Source organism: Pauljensenia sp. 20925_1_34 (assembly GCF_041432775.1).
Classification (GTDB): domain Bacteria; phylum Actinomycetota; class Actinomycetes; order Actinomycetales; family Actinomycetaceae; genus Pauljensenia.
The window spans coordinates 95,850-112,267 of record NZ_JAPWAG010000007.1; the positions used below are offsets into that span (position 1 = coordinate 95,850).

The 16,418-nt window shown below is 67.0% G+C and carries 14 protein-coding genes and 1 tRNA gene; 11 read left to right on the top strand and 4 right to left on the bottom strand.

Going from position 1 to position 16,418, the window contains the following annotated elements; genetic code table 11:
• Positions 1-85: 85 nt before the first annotated feature.
• The 4 genes from O3669_RS04590 to glgX all read right to left on the bottom strand — a co-directional run bounded on the left by O3669_RS04590 (position 86) and on the right by glgX (position 6,021).
• Positions 86-2,128 carry a maltotransferase domain-containing protein gene (locus O3669_RS04590; RefSeq protein ID WP_371523827.1) on the bottom strand — a complete coding sequence of 681 codons (2,043 nt, stop codon included), beginning with the start codon at positions 2,126-2,128 and terminating at the stop codon, positions 86-88.
• A gap of 177 nt (positions 2,129-2,305) precedes the next feature.
• Entirely contained in the window at positions 2,306-2,557 is a 252-nt protein-coding gene (locus O3669_RS04595; protein WP_371523828.1) for a hypothetical protein, read from the bottom strand.
• A 30-nt stretch (positions 2,558-2,587) separates the two neighbouring features.
• Positions 2,588-3,688 carry a tryptophan--tRNA ligase gene (gene trpS / locus O3669_RS04600; RefSeq protein ID WP_295967109.1) on the bottom strand — a complete coding sequence of 367 codons (1,101 nt, stop codon included), beginning with the start codon at positions 3,686-3,688 and terminating at the stop codon, positions 2,588-2,590.
• 44 nt (positions 3,689-3,732) lie between these two features.
• On the bottom strand, positions 3,733-6,021 hold the full coding sequence (glgX, locus tag O3669_RS04605; RefSeq protein ID WP_371523829.1) for a glycogen debranching protein GlgX: 2,289 nt from the start codon (positions 6,019-6,021) through the stop codon (positions 3,733-3,735).
• Between the two features lie 235 nt (positions 6,022-6,256).
• Here glgX and O3669_RS04610 point away from each other — a divergent pair, with 235 nt between their 5' ends.
• The 11 genes from O3669_RS04610 to O3669_RS04660 form a co-directional block, all read left to right on the top strand.
• Positions 6,257-7,060 (top strand): electron transfer flavoprotein beta subunit/FixA family protein, encoded by an 804-nt coding sequence (locus tag O3669_RS04610; RefSeq protein ID WP_371523830.1) that lies wholly within the window; start codon positions 6,257-6,259, stop codon positions 7,058-7,060.
• A 1-nt stretch (position 7,061) separates the two neighbouring features.
• Entirely contained in the window at positions 7,062-8,039 is a 978-nt protein-coding gene (locus tag O3669_RS04615) for an electron transfer flavoprotein subunit alpha/FixB family protein (RefSeq protein WP_371523831.1), read from the top strand.
• Positions 8,036-9,241: a cysteine desulfurase family protein gene (locus O3669_RS04620; RefSeq protein WP_371523832.1), complete on the top strand. Its 1,206-nt coding sequence runs from the start codon at positions 8,036-8,038 to the stop codon at positions 9,239-9,241. Before O3669_RS04615 ends, O3669_RS04620 begins: the two co-directional genes overlap by 4 nt.
• Positions 9,242-10,327 carry a tRNA 2-thiouridine(34) synthase MnmA gene (gene mnmA / locus O3669_RS04625; RefSeq protein ID WP_371523833.1) on the top strand — a complete coding sequence of 362 codons (1,086 nt, stop codon included), beginning with the start codon at positions 9,242-9,244 and terminating at the stop codon, positions 10,325-10,327.
• A 162-nt stretch (positions 10,328-10,489) separates the two neighbouring features.
• Positions 10,490-10,570: transfer RNA gene (locus O3669_RS04630), tRNA-Leu, on the top strand.
• 49 nt (positions 10,571-10,619) lie between these two features.
• Positions 10,620-11,093, top strand: a complete 474-nt coding sequence (locus tag O3669_RS04635) for a peroxiredoxin (protein ID WP_295968636.1) — start codon at positions 10,620-10,622, stop codon at positions 11,091-11,093.
• A 71-nt stretch (positions 11,094-11,164) separates the two neighbouring features.
• Positions 11,165-12,310 (top strand): hypothetical protein, encoded by a 1,146-nt coding sequence (locus O3669_RS04640; RefSeq protein ID WP_371523835.1) that lies wholly within the window; start codon positions 11,165-11,167, stop codon positions 12,308-12,310.
• A gap of 107 nt (positions 12,311-12,417) precedes the next feature.
• A complete protein-coding gene (locus O3669_RS04645) occupies positions 12,418-13,203 on the top strand; it encodes an ABC transporter ATP-binding protein (RefSeq protein WP_295918023.1) in 786 nt (261 codons plus the stop codon).
• On the top strand, positions 13,188-14,879 hold the full coding sequence (locus O3669_RS04650) for a hypothetical protein (RefSeq protein WP_371523836.1): 1,692 nt from the start codon (positions 13,188-13,190) through the stop codon (positions 14,877-14,879). Before O3669_RS04645 ends, O3669_RS04650 begins: the two co-directional genes overlap by 16 nt.
• A 178-nt stretch (positions 14,880-15,057) precedes the next feature.
• Positions 15,058-15,894, top strand: a complete 837-nt coding sequence (locus O3669_RS04655; protein WP_371523837.1) for a hypothetical protein — start codon at positions 15,058-15,060, stop codon at positions 15,892-15,894.
• A gap of 99 nt (positions 15,895-15,993) precedes the next feature.
• Positions 15,994-16,418: helix-turn-helix domain-containing protein (locus O3669_RS04660; RefSeq protein WP_371523838.1), on the top strand; the 425-nt coding region annotated here is incomplete at its 3' end.

Genomic DNA, 16,418 nt, shown 5'->3' on the forward strand with positions numbered 1-16,418 from the left:
GGAGCCGGGTCCCATTTGTTCGGTCGATTTTGAGGGGGACGGTGCTCGGCGCGACCCGCGAGTCACGCCGAGCGGGCCTATGGTCTCAGGCCTGCGACCAGGGCGAGGAGTGGGCGGGCTCGACCTTGAAGACGTGGCCGAGGCGCGTCACGGGGGACAGCGACACCCAGTTGGACGAACCCCACACGTAGGAGTGTCCGTCGAGCTCGTCGACGACCGTGATGTTGCCGCCCGGCGTGGCCAGGCCCATCTCGGCCAGGTCCAGGTAGACCGAACCGTCCACGCCATCGTGAGGATCCAGCGAAATCACGCAGATGACGGTGTCCGGGCTGCCGTCTTCGGTGAACTTGCCGGGCAGCTGACGCGAGAAGGCGAGCAGGCGATCCGAGGACGTGGGGTGGATGCGGATCTGGTGGAGCTGGCGCAGTGCCGGGTGCTTGGCGCGAGCGGCGTTGAGCAGCGTGAACAGGCGCGAGATGCCGATCTCGTCCGCATCCTCCCAGCGGCGCGGACGGTACTCGTACTTCTCGTTGTTGTTGGGCTCCTGGAACGTGCCACGCGGTTCGTTTTCGACGAACTCGTAACCCGAGTAAATGCCCCACGTGGGGGCACCCAGCGCCGCGAGCATCGCACGGATCGCGAAGATCGCGGTGCCGCCGTCCCACATCTGCGGGGTGAGGATGTCGTGCGTGGTCGGCCAGAAGGCCGGGCGCATGAGGTGGGCGGTCTCCTGCGACACCTCAACGAGGTACTCCTCGATCTCCTGCTTGAACGTCCTCCACGCGAAGTAGGTGTAGGACTGGTCGAAGCCGATAGCGCCCAGGGTGCGCATCATGGCGGGGCGCGTGAAGGCCTCGGCCAGGAAGAGCGTGCCCGGGTACTGCGCCTTGATGTCGGCGAGCAGACGCTCCCAGAAGGGGATGGGCTTCGTGTGCGGGTTGTCCACGCGGAAGATCGTCACGCCGTGGTTGATCCACAGCTCGATGACGTCGCGCACGGCCTGGTAGATGCCCTCGGGGTCGTTGTCGAAGTTCAGGGGGTAGATGTCCTGGTACTTCTTGGGCGGGTTCTCGGCGTAGGCGATCGTGCCGTCGGCGCGCGTGGTGAACCACTCGGGGTGCTCGGTGACCCACGGGTGGTCAGGGGAGCACTGGAGGGCGAGGTCGAGTGCGACCTCCATGCCGAGGCCTCGGGCGCGCTCGACGAAACGGTCGAAGTCGGCGAAGTCGCCCAGATCCGGGTGGATGGCGTCGTGGCCGCCCTCGGGGGAGCCGATGCCGTAGGGGGAACCCGGGTCGCCGGGCGCGGCGATCAGGGAGTTGTTCTTGCCCTTGCGGAACGTCGTGCCGATCGGGTGGATGGGGGTCAAGTAGACGACGTCGAAGCCCATGCCCGCGATGCGCGGCAGGTCCTCAGCGGCTCCAGCGAGCGTGCCGGAGACCCAGGAGCCGTCCGGGTTCTGGAAGGCTCCCGCGGAGCGCGGGAAGATCTCGTACCATGCGCCGGCCAGCGCCTTGGTGCGCGCCACATCCAGCGGGTAGACGCGCGAGGAATCGAGGAGGTCGCGCAGCGGGTGATCGCGGAAGACCAGGCGGATACGCGAGGAGATGCCGGCGGAGAGGCGCTGCTGGGGGGAATGGGAGCCATCACGCAGGCGACGCGCCGCATCGTGCAGTGCCTCGATGTCGGCGTCCGAAGGCGGACGCTGGGTCGGGTTGTGGAAGGCCTTACCGGCGGCCGCGCGCTCCATGAGGCGGGCGCCCTCCTCAAGCATCAGCTCGACGTCGATGCCAGCGCTGACCTTGACGGCAGCATCGTGACGCCATGTGGCGTAGGGGTCGGACCAGGAATCCACGCGGAACGACCAGGCTCCGGGAACGTCCGCGGCAACCCAGGCCTCATAGCGGTCGAGGCCAGGCGCGATGTCGACCATGCGGGTACGAGAGTATTCACCTCCGTCCGGGCGTAGCAGGACGGCCTCGGCGGCGAATGCGTCGTGTCCTTCGCGGAACACGGTCGCACGAATGGGGAAAGGCTCGCCTTCGGTCGCCTTAGCGGGAAGTGTGCCGTCCTCGATGACGGGGAACACTTCGATGATCGGGATACGGGGCAACAGTTTCTCGCTCACATGTCCAACACTAACCTATGGACCGACCAGGGCATAGGCGAAGATCACACCCCGGGATGTGACCGATCTCCCAAGCGTGTTGTGTGTGCTCAGAGTGTCGTGCGAGTCGCCAATAAAGTGGGGGCGGCACCCGAGTGATTCGGATGCCGCCCCGCCTGATGTGCGTGTGTCGAGCTCTTATAAGTCCGACATGGATGCGTACAAGGCCGCACCAAAAATGACCCAGAAGATGATCACCAACACGAAAATGATGATCTGCCAGAGGAACGCTGCGCGCGCGAAGTTCCGCTTCGCCGGGGAGCCGCCGGAGCCGAGCGCAAGAACGAGCAGATAGACAAAGCCGACCAGAGGGATGCCCATCAGGAAGAAGGTGAGCATCCAGCCGCCGACGGAATCGTCGGGGTGCTCAGGGAACTGGTTGTATGCCATGGTGCCTCCTAAGGAGAGTTGTGCGTGGGATTAATAGTTCATCTGCATCGCGGTGCGGACCTCGGACAGGGTCTGGTCCGCCTGCTCATTGGCACGTTCGTTGCCAGCGTGCAGGATGCTCAGCAGATAGTCTTCGTTGGCGATCAGCTCGGCGCGGCGCTCACGCAGGGGAGCGAGCATCTCATTGAGGGACTCGATGACGAGCGCCTTGAGGGTGCCCGCGCCGGCGTCGCCGATGCGGTCCGCGATTGCCTCGGGTGCATCGCCCGTGGCCAGCGAGGCCAGCATCAGCAGGTTGGAAACCTCGGGTCGGCCGACCGGATCGAAGGTGATGCGACGCTGCGCGTCCGTCTTCGCCTTCTTCAGGATCTTCGCGGTTTCATCGGCGCTCATGCGCAGCTCGATCGTGTTACCGCGCGACTTCGACATCTTCTGTCCGTCCGTGCCCAGCAGCAACGGGACTTCGGACAGGAGGGCCTCGGGGCGGGGGAACACGGGACGCTCGGGGGTCGCGCGGCCGTAGCGCTTGTCGAAGCGCTGGGCGATCAGGCGTGCCTGCTCAAGGTGAGGGAGCTGGTCCTGACCCACGGGCACGATGTTCGCCTTGCAGAAGAGGATGTCGGCGGCCTGGTGGACCGGGTAGGTCAGCATGAGGCCCGTCATTGCGCGGCCCTCGGTGGCCTCCAGCTCGGCCTTCACCGTCGGGTTGCGGTGCAGCTCCGACTCGGTGACCAGCGAGAGGAAGGGCAGCATCAGCTGGTTGAGGGCCGGGACCGCCGAGTGGTTGAAGATCGTGGAACGCTCGGGGTCGATGCCCGCGGCCAGGTAGTCGGCGACGAGGCCGAGGACGCGCTCACGGATCGGGCCCACGCCGTCGCGGTCGGTGATCACCTGGTAGTCGGCGACCAGAATCCAGGTCTCAACCCCGCGGTTCTGCAGCAGTACGCGGTTACGCAGCGTGCCGAAGTAGTGGCCCAGGTGCAGGTGACCGGTGGGGCGGTCACCCGTGAGGATGCGGAAACGCGAGGGGTCCTGGTCGATCGCCAGGTCAATTTCGGCGCTGCGGGCCTTGGAGCGGGCCAGCGAGGCGTCGGAGGTTGCGGTTTCCAGGGCATCTTCACTGCGAGTCATGCGTTGATCCTAACGAGTGGGGGAGGGAAATGTAAAAAAGGGGCTCAGTTTTCCGGCTGGAACGCGATGTCGGAGAGCAGGATCGTCACGGACAGGGCATCGATCGTCAGCGTGGAGTGAGGGGCGACGTGCTCGACCTCAAGGGAGAGCTCATCGGGGTCGAGCGAGGAGCCGACGCCGCCGTCCGCCGGGGTCTCCCACACGGTGGAGTACGCGATCAGCCAGTCCAGGTCGTGGCCTTCGGGCAGTGTAACCTCGGCGTCGTTGAGGTTCGCATTGATGATGACGAGGGCATCACGGTCGCCCCACTTCACGCCCGAGCGCAGCATCTGGAAGGTGCGGTGACGCGAGTCCGTCCAGCCGTAGTCCGGCATCGGCGTGCCCTGGGCGGTGTACCACGACAGGTCGGCGATGGAGTCCCCGCCGAAGGGTCGCCCGGTCGCGAAGGAGTCGGGGCGCAGCACCGGGTGCGCCTTGCGCAGGGCGATCAGCCAGGAGACGGCGTCGATCTGGGCCTGCTGGCCCTCGGCCAGGTCCCAGTCGACCCAGGAGATCGGGCCGTCTTGGCAGTAGGCGTTGTTGTTGCCGTACTGGGTGCGTCCGAACTCGTCGCCGCCCGTGAGCATGGGCGTTCCCGAGGAGACGAACATGGTGGCCAGGATGTTGCGCTGCGAGCGCGCGCGCAGCTGCGCGATCGGCATGTTGGCCAGGATTCGGTAGGGCGTCGCGGAATCAGGGTGGGTCGCGCCCGACGCGAGCGTTCCCTCGAGGCCGTGGTTCCACGAGCGGTTATCGTCTGAGCCGTCGCGGTTGTTCTCGAGATTGTCCTTGTTGTGCTTGTGGTCGTAGGCGGTCATGTCCGCCAGGGTGAAGCCATCGTGCGCGGTCACGAAGTTAATGGAGGCGCGCGGTCCGCGCAGCCGACCCAGCCCATGATCAAAGACGTCCCGGGATCCGGACAAGCGGGTCGCCAGGTCGTTGGGGCCGAACACGATGTGGCCCGAGGCCTGGGCGCGCACATCCGCCAGCCAGAAGTTACGCAAGGCACCACGGTAGTGGTCGTTCCACTCGGAGAATGGAACGGGAAAGTTGCCGGTTTGCCAGCCGCCGGGGCCGACGTCCCAAGGCTCGGCAATGAGCTTGGTGCGGGCCAGGATGCCGTCCGTGGCCATCGCGATGAGGAGCGGGTGCATCGGGCTAAAGCCGGTGGCAAAACGCCCCAGCGTCGCAGCCAGGTCGAAGCGGAAGCCGTCCACTCCCATGTCGCGCACCCAGTAGCGCAGCGAGTCGAGGACCATCTGGATAGTCCGGGGATTGTCCATGTTCATCGTGTTGCCGGTGCCGGTCACGTCGATGCTCTGAACCGGGCGTGAGTTCGTGTGACGGTAGTACATGTCGGAGTCCAGGCCGCGCCACGACAGGGAGGGGCCTGCGTCTCCGCCTTCGCAGGTGTGGTTGTAGACGACGTCGAGGATGACCTCAATGCCTGCCTTGTGCAGGAGGGAGACCATTCCGCGGAACTCGTCGACGACGGCCTGGGCACCGCGGGCCCGCGAGTCGGCGGTCGCGTAGGAGGGTTCGGGCGCGAAGAAGGACAGCGTCGAGTAGCCCCAGTAGTTCGTCAGGCCACGCTCGGTGAGGAAAGGCTCATCGCACTTGGCGTGGATCGGCAGCAGCTCCACGGCCGTAACTCCCAGGTCCTTGAGGTAGGACACGGACGCCGGGTGGGCCAGGCCCGCGTAGGTGCCGCGCAGAGGCTCGGGCACGCCGGGCATGTTCTTGGTGAATCCCTTGACGTGGATCTCGTAGATGACCGAGGTCTCCCAGGGGATGTCGGGCTGGGGGATGATCGGGAATGAGGGCTCGACCACGACCGAGCGCGGCATGTAGGGAGCGGAATCGATGGGGGAGCGACGCATCGGGTATTCCGACGGGTACAGATCCTCGTCCACGCTGTGGGCGTACACGGCGGGCTTCATGTCCACGAATCCGTCCACGCCGCGCCCGTAGGGGTCCAGCAGGAGTTTGTGGGAGTTAAAGAACTTGCCGCCGTCCGGGTCCCAGGTGCCGTGCGCGCGGAATCCATAGCGTGTGCCCGCACCGTAGCCCGGAATGTGTCCGTGCCACACGCCGGTCTTCGGACCCAGCAGAGCGAAGCGCGTCTCAGCCCCGGCCTCGTCGAAGATGCACATGTCCACCCCCGAGGCGTTGCGCGCGATCACCGCGACGTCGAGCCCGTCGCCCGACGGGTAGACGCCCAGGCGGGTGGGCTGCGGGTTAGGTTCGGTGACGCGCCGTGTGGGAGCAGGGGACGAGCCGGATCGCTCGGACATAAAAATGCGCCTCTTCCTGGTGAACCCCTGATGGAGTCATTGCCTCATAAATATAGTTGCCCCCCATCATACGTGACCGACAACAAGGCGGTCGGATCGTCGGGAAAAAGACCTATGGGAAGGCGCATAGAACGTGCGCACACACAGGAGGGTGCCCCGCGCGCGGACTGTGGTGTGCGCCGGTGAGGTGACCCTCATATGGGCGAGGGGCCAGGAATGTGGCACGCTAGAAGCCATGAGAATTGTCGTGTGTGTGAAGCATGTCCCAGACATGCAGTCCGAACGCCGTTTTGAGGGCGGCCGCCTGGTGCGCGGTGAGGACGATGTGCTCAACGAACTGGATGAGAACGCCATCGAGGCTGCGGTCCAGCTCAAGGAAAGCGAAGAGGACGCTGGCCGCGAGGCCGAGGTCATCGCCCTGACCATGGGCCCCGAGGACGCCGAGGACGCGCTCATGCGCGCCCTGCAAATGGGCGCGGACCGCGCCTTCCTGGTTTCTGACGAGTTCCTTGAGGGCTCCGACGTTATTACGACGGCCTCCGTGCTCTCCGTCGCGATCGCGAAGATCTCCGACGAGTGCGGCCCCGTCGACCTGGTTGTCACCGGCATGGCGTCCCTCGACGCGATGACCTCCATGCTGCCCGGCGCCCTGGCCGCCAAGGCCCACATGCCGTTGCTCGGCCTGGCCCGCACGCTGAGCGTTGAGGACGGCGTCGCCACGATCGAACGCTCCGTTGACGGCTTCACCGAGACGCTGCGCGCGGCCCTGCCCGCCGTCGTCTCCGTGACCGACCAGATCAACGAGCCGCGCTACCCGGCCTTCGCGGCGATGAAGGCCGCGCGCAAGAAGCCCCTGGACCAGTGGGGCATCGACGACCTCGTCGAGGTTCCCGGCGGCGAAGCCCTTGTGATGCGCCGCGCGCTGACCTCCGTGACCTTCAGCGAGGAGAACGTGCGCGACGGTTCGGGCACGATCATCCAGGACGCCGGCGAGGGCGGGCGTGCGCTGGCCGACTACATTCTTTCGGTGGTGAAGTGACATGACGCAGCAGATGAGTTCCCCGATCCTTGTCCTGGCCGACCAGTCCGGGACGCACCTGACGTCCCTGGCCCGCCAGGCGGTCACGCTGGCCGCCTCCCTGACCTCCGCCGACGTCGTCGCCCTGTCCGTGGCCCCCACGCCGGACGTGACAGCCCTGTCCGAGCTGGGCGCGACCCGCGTGCTGCACGCCGACCTGGGTCCGGCCGGTCACGCCTCCGTGGCCGCCTCCGACGCGGTTATCGCCGCGCTGGGCACCGACTCCTACGGCCTCGTTCTGCTGTGCTCGGACTACCGTGGCCGCGAGATTGCCGGTCGCGTCGCCGCCCTGACCGAGGCCGGCGTCATCTCCGGTGCCTCCTCCGTGTCCTTCGACGGTGGCGTCCTCCAGGTCGGCAAGACCGCCCTCGGTGGCTCCTGGTCGATGGGCATCGTCCTGGAGGGCCAGACCCCCATCGTGGGTATTTCCTCCGGCGTCATTGACGAGGCCCCGGTGGCCTCGCCCGCCTCCCTGACCCCCGAGCCGTTGGCCGTCGAGCTGAGCGCGGAAGCAGCGGCGGTTGAGGTCGTGTCCTTTGTGGCAGACGAGGAGGACGGCGTGTCCCTGACCGACGCCTCCACCGTCGTGTGCGGCGGCCGTGGCGTCGACGGCGACTTTGAGCTGGTCCGCTCCCTGGCTGACGCCCTGGGTGGCGCCGTGGGCGCGACCCGCGTGGCCTGCGACGAGGGCTGGGCCCCGCGATCCGAGCAGATCGGCCAGACCGGTCTGACCGTCACCCCGAACCTGTACATCGGCCTGGGCGTCTCCGGCGCGATCCACCACACGGTGGGCATGCAGTCCGCCGCCCACATCGTCGCCGTGTGTGATGACCCGGACGCCCCGATCTTCGAGATCGCGGACTTCGGCGTGGTCGGCGACGTCACCGAGGTGGTCCCGGCCGCCCTGGCGATCATCGAGGAGGCGCGCTCCCAGGCGTGAGCGTCTACCTCGACCACGCGGCCACGACGCCGCTGCGCGAGTGTGCGCTTGACGCGTGGACGCGCGCCCAGCGTGACCTGGCTGCAACTCCCGGCAATCCCGCCGCCCTCCACTTCGGAGGGCGGCGGGCCCGTCGCATGCTCGACGACGCGCGCGAACAGGTCGCTCGCGCCCTGGGCGCGGACATCCACGAGGTCATCTTCACCTCGGGGGCAACGGAATCCGACGCGCTCGGCGTCATGGCGGCGGCCCGGGGAATGCGCGGCCGTGACGGTGAGCGCGACCTGATCGTCGTCTCCGGCCTCGAGCACGACGCGGTCGCCCATCAGCGAGAGGTAGCCTCACGCGAGGGCTTCTCCTGGGAGGTTCTGCCCGTGGATGCGGGCGGCGTGTCCATCCTGCCCGGTGAATCCGGTGACGATGCGCCCGCCTCGTGGGACGCTCGCCTCGCGCTCGGGTCCATGACCCTCGTGTCCTCCGAGATTGGCACGATTCAGCCGGTCGCAGACTTCGCTGAGCTCATGCACGCCAGCGGAGGCCTCGTCCATTCCGATGCCGCCCAAGCCATCCCCACACTGGACGTGTCCTTTGCGGAACTCGGCCTGGATCTCATGAGCGTGGGCGGACACAAGGTCGGCGCCCCCGCTGGTATCGGCGTTCTCCTCGCCCGGCGTGGCATCCCCATGACGACTGACCGGCCCGGCGGTGGCCACGAGCGATCGATTCGCTCGGGCACCCCGGACGTGGCGGGCGCCTGCGCGCTCGCAGCCGCACTCACCGAGGTCGTCGCCGAGCGCTCAGCTTTCGCCGCCCGCGCGGCCGACCTGCGCGCGCACCTGCTGTCTCACCTGCCGGAGGGAACGTATCCGACCGTGGGGGAGTCGGCCTCGTCGAGCGCGATCATCCACCTGTCCCTGCCCACCGCCCGCCCCGAGGCTGTGCTCATGGCCTTCGACATGGCCGGGATCGCCGTGTCCGCCGGGTCCGCCTGTCACGCGGGGGTCACGCGCCCCTCCGAGATCGTCATGGCGATGGGACGCAGCGAGGAGCAGGCGCTCGGCGTCCTTCGTGTCTCGCTCGGCCATGAGACGAGCCGCGACGATATCGACGCCTTCCTGGCCGCCCTGCCCGTGGCTATCCGTGCGGGTGCCGCCCTGGACGGCGTCGCCCACGTGCGCAACGAACGAAACGAGGGACGCTAGATGCGAGTTCTGGCAGCACTGTCCGGCGGCGTGGACTCCGCCGTCGCCGCCGCGAAGGCCGTGGAAGCCGGGCACGACGTCGTCGGCGTCCACATGGCCCTGTCCTCTCAGCCCCAGGAGTGTCGCATCGGATCGCGCGGATGCTGCTCGATCGAGGACGCCGGGGACGCTGCGCGCGCCGCCGAGGTCATCGGCATCCCGTTCTACGTGTGGGACCTCGCGAGCGAATTCGAGCAGACCGTCATCACCGACTTCGTCGCCCAGTACAAGGCCGGGCGCACCCCCAACCCCTGCGTGCGCTGCAACGAGTTCGTGAAGTTCCGCGAGCTCGCCAGCCGCGCCCGCGCGCTCGGCTTCGACGCCGTGTGCACCGGCCACTACGCCGCCATCGTCGATGGCGAAGCTGGGCCCGAGCTGCACCGCGGCGCCGACAACCTCAAGGACCAGTCCTACGTGCTGGCCGTCATGGGCTCCGAGGAACTGACCCGCGTCGTCCTGCCGCTGGGGGATGCCCCCAACAAGGCGTGGGTGCGCTCCGAGGCCGAGCGCCTGGGCCTGGGCGTGTCCAACAAGCCTGACTCCTACGACATCTGCTTTATCCCCGACGGGGACACCCAGGGCTTCCTGCGCGCCCACCTGGGCAGCGCGCAGGGGGACATCGTGACCCCCGAGGGGGACGTGCTGGGCCAGCATGAGGGCTACTGGAACTACACGGTCGGCCAACGCAAGGGCCTGGGGATCGGCGCGCCCGCACCAGACGGGCGGCCCCGCTACGTCCTCGAAACGAGGCCGGAGACCAACCAGGTCGTTGTTGGGGCGTCTGAGCTCCTGTCCATCTCCCGCATCACGGCCACGGACGCCGTCTGGCTCGCCTCCGACGACGACGGAGCCGACGCCACCGACCTCTTCGTACAGCTGCGCGCTCACGGCGCGCCCGTTCCCGTGGCCCGGCTGCGGCGCGACGGGGAGCGGATCGAGGTTGAGCTCGAGGAGAGCGCGCGTGGCGTGGCCCGCGGCCAGTCCATGGTCGTCTACCGGGGCACCCGAGTCCTGGGCGAAGGCACCATCAACGCGACCGCGCGCTGAGGCTCGCTGTGCGCACGGCTTCGCCGGGTCCTGCCGCCGCTCTTGACAGGTGTGCCTCCCAGCTTGCCGTTCGCGAGAGTGAACGTGCTACCCGAGCCGGCGCCGGCCTCGTCCCCGCGGTGTTCGGACGGGGCCGCGACCATCGGCTAGACTGGGGTGCGCGCGCGAGTGGCGGAATTGGCAGACGCGCTGGATTTAGGTTCCAGTGTCCTTGACGTGTGGGTTCGAGTCCCATCTCGCGCACAGGGTGGCCCCCTCGCAGCGGGGGAGAGCTCCCCATAGACTGAGGGGCATGAGCACTTTGGATATCGGCCAGCAGGCCCCCGATTTCACCGTCGAAACCACCCAGGGAACCCTCACCCTGTCCGACCTCCTCGCCGCCTCCTCGCGCGGCGTCGTCGTCTACTTCTACCCGAAGGCCTCCACGCCCGGCTGCACGAAGGAGGCCTGTGACTTTCGCGATTCCCTGGCCTCGCTCCAGGGTGCGGGCTACTCGGTGATCGGTGTGTCCGCCGACTCGATGGCTGCGCTTGAGCGCTTCACGGAGAAGCAGTCCCTCACCTTCCCGCTGGCCTCCGACCCGGATCACGAGATTCTCGAGGCGTACGGCGCGTGGGGTGAGAAGAAGAACTACGGGCGCACCTACGTGGGCATCATTCGCTCGACCGTGGTTGTCGCTCCTGATGGCACCGTGGCGCTGGCGCAGTACAACGTCAAGGCGACCGGGCACGTCGCGCGGCTGCGCAAGGCTCTGGGTATCGACTAACCTCTTGCTTCCTGAGTAATCAACGCTTATGCTTGTTCGACAAGTACAAGTGTCGTGTTGATGGAGGACTCATGGGGGCTGCAACGCCGGACGCATATCGGGTCGGCGCGGGATCGGCGACGCCGGACTATCCGGGCGGCGTGCCCGCGCTCTCGCCCGAGCAACCCGTCATGCCCGGCACCCCCTCAGCCACCGCGCCAGTAGCAAAGGAAACCTTCGCTCCCGCGGCCTCGTCCGTGCTCAAGGATGGGCACCCGCAGATCGCTGCGCTGTCTCCCGACGTCGAACGCACCATCATCGCGCGCGTTCCGCCTCGCGACAGGTACCCGTCGATCTCCAAGTCCTCACCGATTACCAAGCCCACCCCTGTCGTCAGGTCTGCGCCCAAGGATGAGTACACCTCGGCGGTCGTGACCCCCTCCGCCTCCACCTACCCTCAGCGAAGCGCGGAGCCCTCCGCCCCGGTGCGCCCGCCCGCGCTTCCCACCCCTCCGCTCAGCCGGTTCACGCCCCAGGATGCAGCCTCCGAGGCGCGCGAGGAGGTCGCCTCCGACCGGGAATACGCGCATCACGACGAGGCCAATGCCCCCTTCTTTGGGGACGGCGGCGAAGACGACTGGAACGCGGAGCGTGACCTGCCCTCGCGGGCCGACGTCGCCCTGAGCAGGCGCCTGGGCCCCACCCGCGCCGTTCCCGGAGACCAGGTCGTCGCACGCCTGTCCGAGGCAGAGAAAGAACGACGCCGTGAGGCGCGCGCCTACCGTTACGAAGAACTGGACCAGCGCCCGCCGCTGCGTCGCGAACGCCCCAAGCGCCACAAGCGCATCAAACGAGGCCTGGGCATGTTCGCCTTCGGATTCGTTCTCGCCCTGGTCCTGGCCGTGGGTGGCGTGATGGGCCTGTCCTATCTGCGCACCGTCGCCTCGGACAAGCTGGCGCACTCCCTGGACGCATGCTCGGTCAACAGTCCCTACGCGCGCCTGGCAAGCGACAACACAACGCTGACGCTCGTGGCGTACGGCGAGGGGGCAAACGGCCTGTCGCAGACGGACTTCCGCTGCATCCTCGACCAGATCGATACTCCGTCCTCGGTGCGCGAACGCATGCTCATCACGCGGGCCGTCGACGGCACGCAGGATGATGTGTGGGGTACCTACCGTGCGACCTGGACGTATCACCCGGAGGACGGACTCAACGTCGTCCTCGCCATCCGCTAGGCTCGACTCTTGCCCTGCGAGCGGGGTCATGTCCTGAGATATCTTCCCGGCATGTGACATGCGCGTCATAGCATTGACGGGTATGTCAATGCGCGAAGGAGACTCTCATGTCCGATGCATCCCCGGCTGCGCCGATCGGCGACGATACCGCCCTGGCGATCCGAGGCCTCGTCAAGATCTACGGCAACCTCATCGCGGTCGCCGACCTGTCCCTCGATATCCCGACCGGATCCTTTTACGGCATCGTCGGGCCCAACGGCGCGGGTAAGACGACGACGCTCACGATGGCCACCGGCCTGCTCACTCCCGACAAGGGCACCGCCTACGTGCACGGTGTCGACGTGTGGGGCGACACGCAGCGAGCGCGCGGCCTGCTTGGCGTCATGCCCGACGGGATGCGGCTGCTTGACCGCCTCTCCGGCCCGGACTTCCTCGTCCACGTGGGCATGCTCCACGGCCTGGACGCCTCCGTCGCCCGCGAGCGCGCCCACGAGCTCCTGGCCGCTCTCGACCTGGCCGAGGCGGGCAAGAAGCTGATCAGCGACTACTCGGCCGGCATGACGAAGAAGATCGCGCTTGCCGCGGCCCTCATCCACTCTCCGCGAGTCCTGGTTCTCGACGAGCCCTTCGAGGCCGTCGACCCCGTGTCCGCGACCAACATTCGTCAGATCCTCACCGACTATACGAAGCGTGGCGGCACCGTCATCCTGTCCTCGCACGTGATGGCGACCGTCCAGCAGCTGTGCACGCACGTGGCCATCATCGACAAGGGGCGCGTGCTCGTCGCCGGAACCACCGACGAGGTCGCCCAGGGCGGCGACCTGGGGGAGCGCTTCACCTCCCTGGTCGGAGGAGTCCACTCCGAGGAAGGCCTGTCGTGGTTGGGCAACTGATTCGCCTCAAGCTCCGCATCATCTGGAACACGGTTCGCCGCCAGACTGCCGTGCTGGTGCTGGCCGCCCTCGGCGTCCTGTACTTCGGTGGGATCTATGCGTCCGTGCTCGTGGGCACAGCATTCCTTGCTCAATCCGAGGGAGCAGCGACCTTTGCGGCGGTGCTGCCCATCGTGGGTCCCGTTGTCGTCGTCCTGTGGCTGATCCTGCCCATTGCGTTTGCCTCGATGGACAACTCACTCGATCCCGTGCGTCTGTCGCCCTACGTGGGGCCGAGCAAGCGGCTGGGGGCGGCACTGGTCGCCGCGACCGCTGTGGGGCCCGGCGGCGTCATGTCCGCCATGGCGCTTCTCGTTCCCGTGTGGTTTGCGTTGTGGCGGGCCCAATGGGTGGCTGCCCTCGGCTGGCTGGTCGCGGGCATCGTCACCCTTCCTCTTGCGGTGCTGTGGGCGCGCGCGGTCGGGACCTGGTTCGCGGTGCGCCTTGATAGCTCGGGCAAGAAGGACGCCGTCACGATGGTCGGCTTAATCGCCTTTTTCGTGGTGCTGACCCCGCTGGGTTACTGGATGAAGCTCCTGTCGGATAACTTCTCGCTGGAGCTGTTCCAAGCCGGGCTGAACGTCGCGCTGTGGTCGCCCGTTGGTGCTCCCTTCGGCGTTGTTGTCTCCCTGCTCGAGGGGGCGTGGGGTGCCGCCTGCATCCGCGCCCTCGTCACGCTGGCCACGGCTGTTGTCGGCTGGCGTGTCTGGCTGGCCGTCCTACGTCCCGTCATGAGCGGCTACGCGGGTGAGATCGGTGCCGACGCGCAGCGGGCCATCAACGAGGGACGTTATCTCATCGACGAGTCCGCCGAGCAGGAAGCGCGAGGCCAACGGACCGCGGCGTCGCGTTCGGCTGGCCTGCGCAGCGTCGATACCTTCACTCGCCTCGGTATCGGCGTGCGCTCGGCGTCTTTGGCGGCGCGCACGCTGCGCTACTGGATCGTGGATCCGCGCCTCAACATGAACATGGTGTTCGCTATTCTCTTCCCGATCATCGGGGTGCTCTTGGGGCGCGTGGCGGTCGATGGGCAGCAGGTGCTCTTCACGGGGATCTTCCTCTACCTCGTGCCCGTGACCATGGGCCTGAGCGTGGGAGCGCTCATGCAATTCGACTCGACGGGTGCCTGGATCGTCATCTCCTCGGGGATGAGCGGCCGGGAGGAACGCCGCGGACGCCTCGTCGGTTCCCTCGTCGTCCTCGTGCCCCAGGCGCTCGGATACCTCATCCACGACGCCATCACGAGGGCTGGTGCGTCCGACTTCGTCTTCCATCAAGTGATGGGCATCGTCCTCTTCTCGGGCGCGGCCGCCACGACCCTCGTCGTGAATGCGCGCTGGGTGTATCCGGTTCAGCCGCCGGGTGTCTCGCCGTTGGCGACGAAGGGGACCGGTTCGTTCCTGTTGACGATGCTGATGCAACTCGCGGGATTCGCGGGCACCGCAGTCTTGCAGATCCCATCCTACGTGCTGATCGCGCTGGCCTCCTTCGGCCTGGTTCCGTTCTGGGTTGCTTACGTGGTCGCACTGCCCTGGTCGGTGATCATCCTGGAGGGGGCAGTGCGTGTCGGCGGGCGCGTGTGGGACCGGTACTCGGTTGCCGCGCTGACGACGATTCGCAGCTGGCCGGGGCACTGACCGTCGTTGTCTCCGCTTCGCACGAGGCCGGGGCTTGCTCGCGTGGGCACCCCGGCCTCGTCGTTATCCCTGGTGGGGAATCTATGTCGACAATGCAGACGCATAACGGCAGCGGAAACTACGGATACCCGGTAATGTGGTGGTTGTAACCGATTGAAAGATCGACTAGGAATTCTTCATGCAGTCATTTTTGCTCCCGCGCACAGCAGCCCTCACCGCTTGTCTCTGTATCGGCGCCGCACCCCTCATTGTCGCAGCGCCCGCCCATGCTGCGGACACGCCGGGACCGGCCACCTGCTACGTTGCGGATGAGAATGAGAACATTCTGGAACCGCGACGCGAGTACGTGCCCAACGATGGGACCGGCGAGGTCCCCGTCCGTCCCAGCCCCGTCGTTCCCGGCCAGTACACACTGGAAATCAGTGCACCGGCGCTCAACTTCGATCCCGACCAACCCGATGTTCATTTCGTGTGCGAGGTCTTCTACTCTCCCCTCGGATCCGTTCGCCTCGTGGACGCCAACGGCACGGTGCTGGCCGCGCAGCGCTACAACAACGACCAGCACAACCCGTCGCGAGCCGCCGCGACGCCGCTTCCTGCGCTGCCCGCAGGCTACGAGATCGTCCCCGGGCAGACCGTGTTCGGATACGATCCAGTCGCTGGCATCGTTGACCCGAACAATCCCGCGAACGCGCGCGCCGTGGGTGCGAACACCGACATCGCGATCCGCAAGGTGACGAATAATCCGGCGCCGACGCCATCGGCTTCGACGCCTACCCCCACTCCCTCTACGCCCGCGACACCTACCCCCACTCCCTCGGTGACTGCGACGCCTACCCCCACTCCCTCGGTGACTGCGACGCCCGTGCCTTCCACGCCCGCGACACCCGCGAAGCAGACGCCTGCTCCGAAGCTCGCACGCACGGGCACGGTCGCGGGAGGCTTCGCCGGTGCGGCGGCCCTCCTAGGCCTCATCGGCGCTGGGGTGATCGCCCTGCACAGGCGTCGTGGCTGACACTTGCGTCTGTAGACGCATCGGCGCCCCGCAGTTCAAATGAACTGCCTCCTGTTTCTTGGACATCGAAATTGAAGTCCAGGGAATGGGAGGCTTTTCGTGTCTGTGGATCTGCGGTTGAGGCATGATCGTTTGCTTCGTGAGCAGGCGGTGGAGATGTTTGAGAGGGGATTTGGCTATCGTTTGACCGCCAAGAGGCTGGGTGTGCCTGCTGAGGCCGTGCGACACTGGCAGAAGACGTACCGCGTGATCGGGAGGGACGGTTTTCTTGCCATGGGAGCGAAGCAGGCCAAATACGACTATGCGACCAAGGTCGCCGCAGCGAGCGCCGTGGTTGATGGCGGGATGAGTAAACCTGAGGCGATGGTGCGCTTCGGTATTGCGAGCGCGACACCGCTGAAGAATTGGTGCAGGCTGTACCGTGAGGGCGGCGCGCAGGCCCTCATGCCTAAGCCTAAGGGCAGGCCAAAGGGATCAGTACGGGCGGTGCCCCCAACGCGTGAGGAGGAACTTGCCGAGCGTGT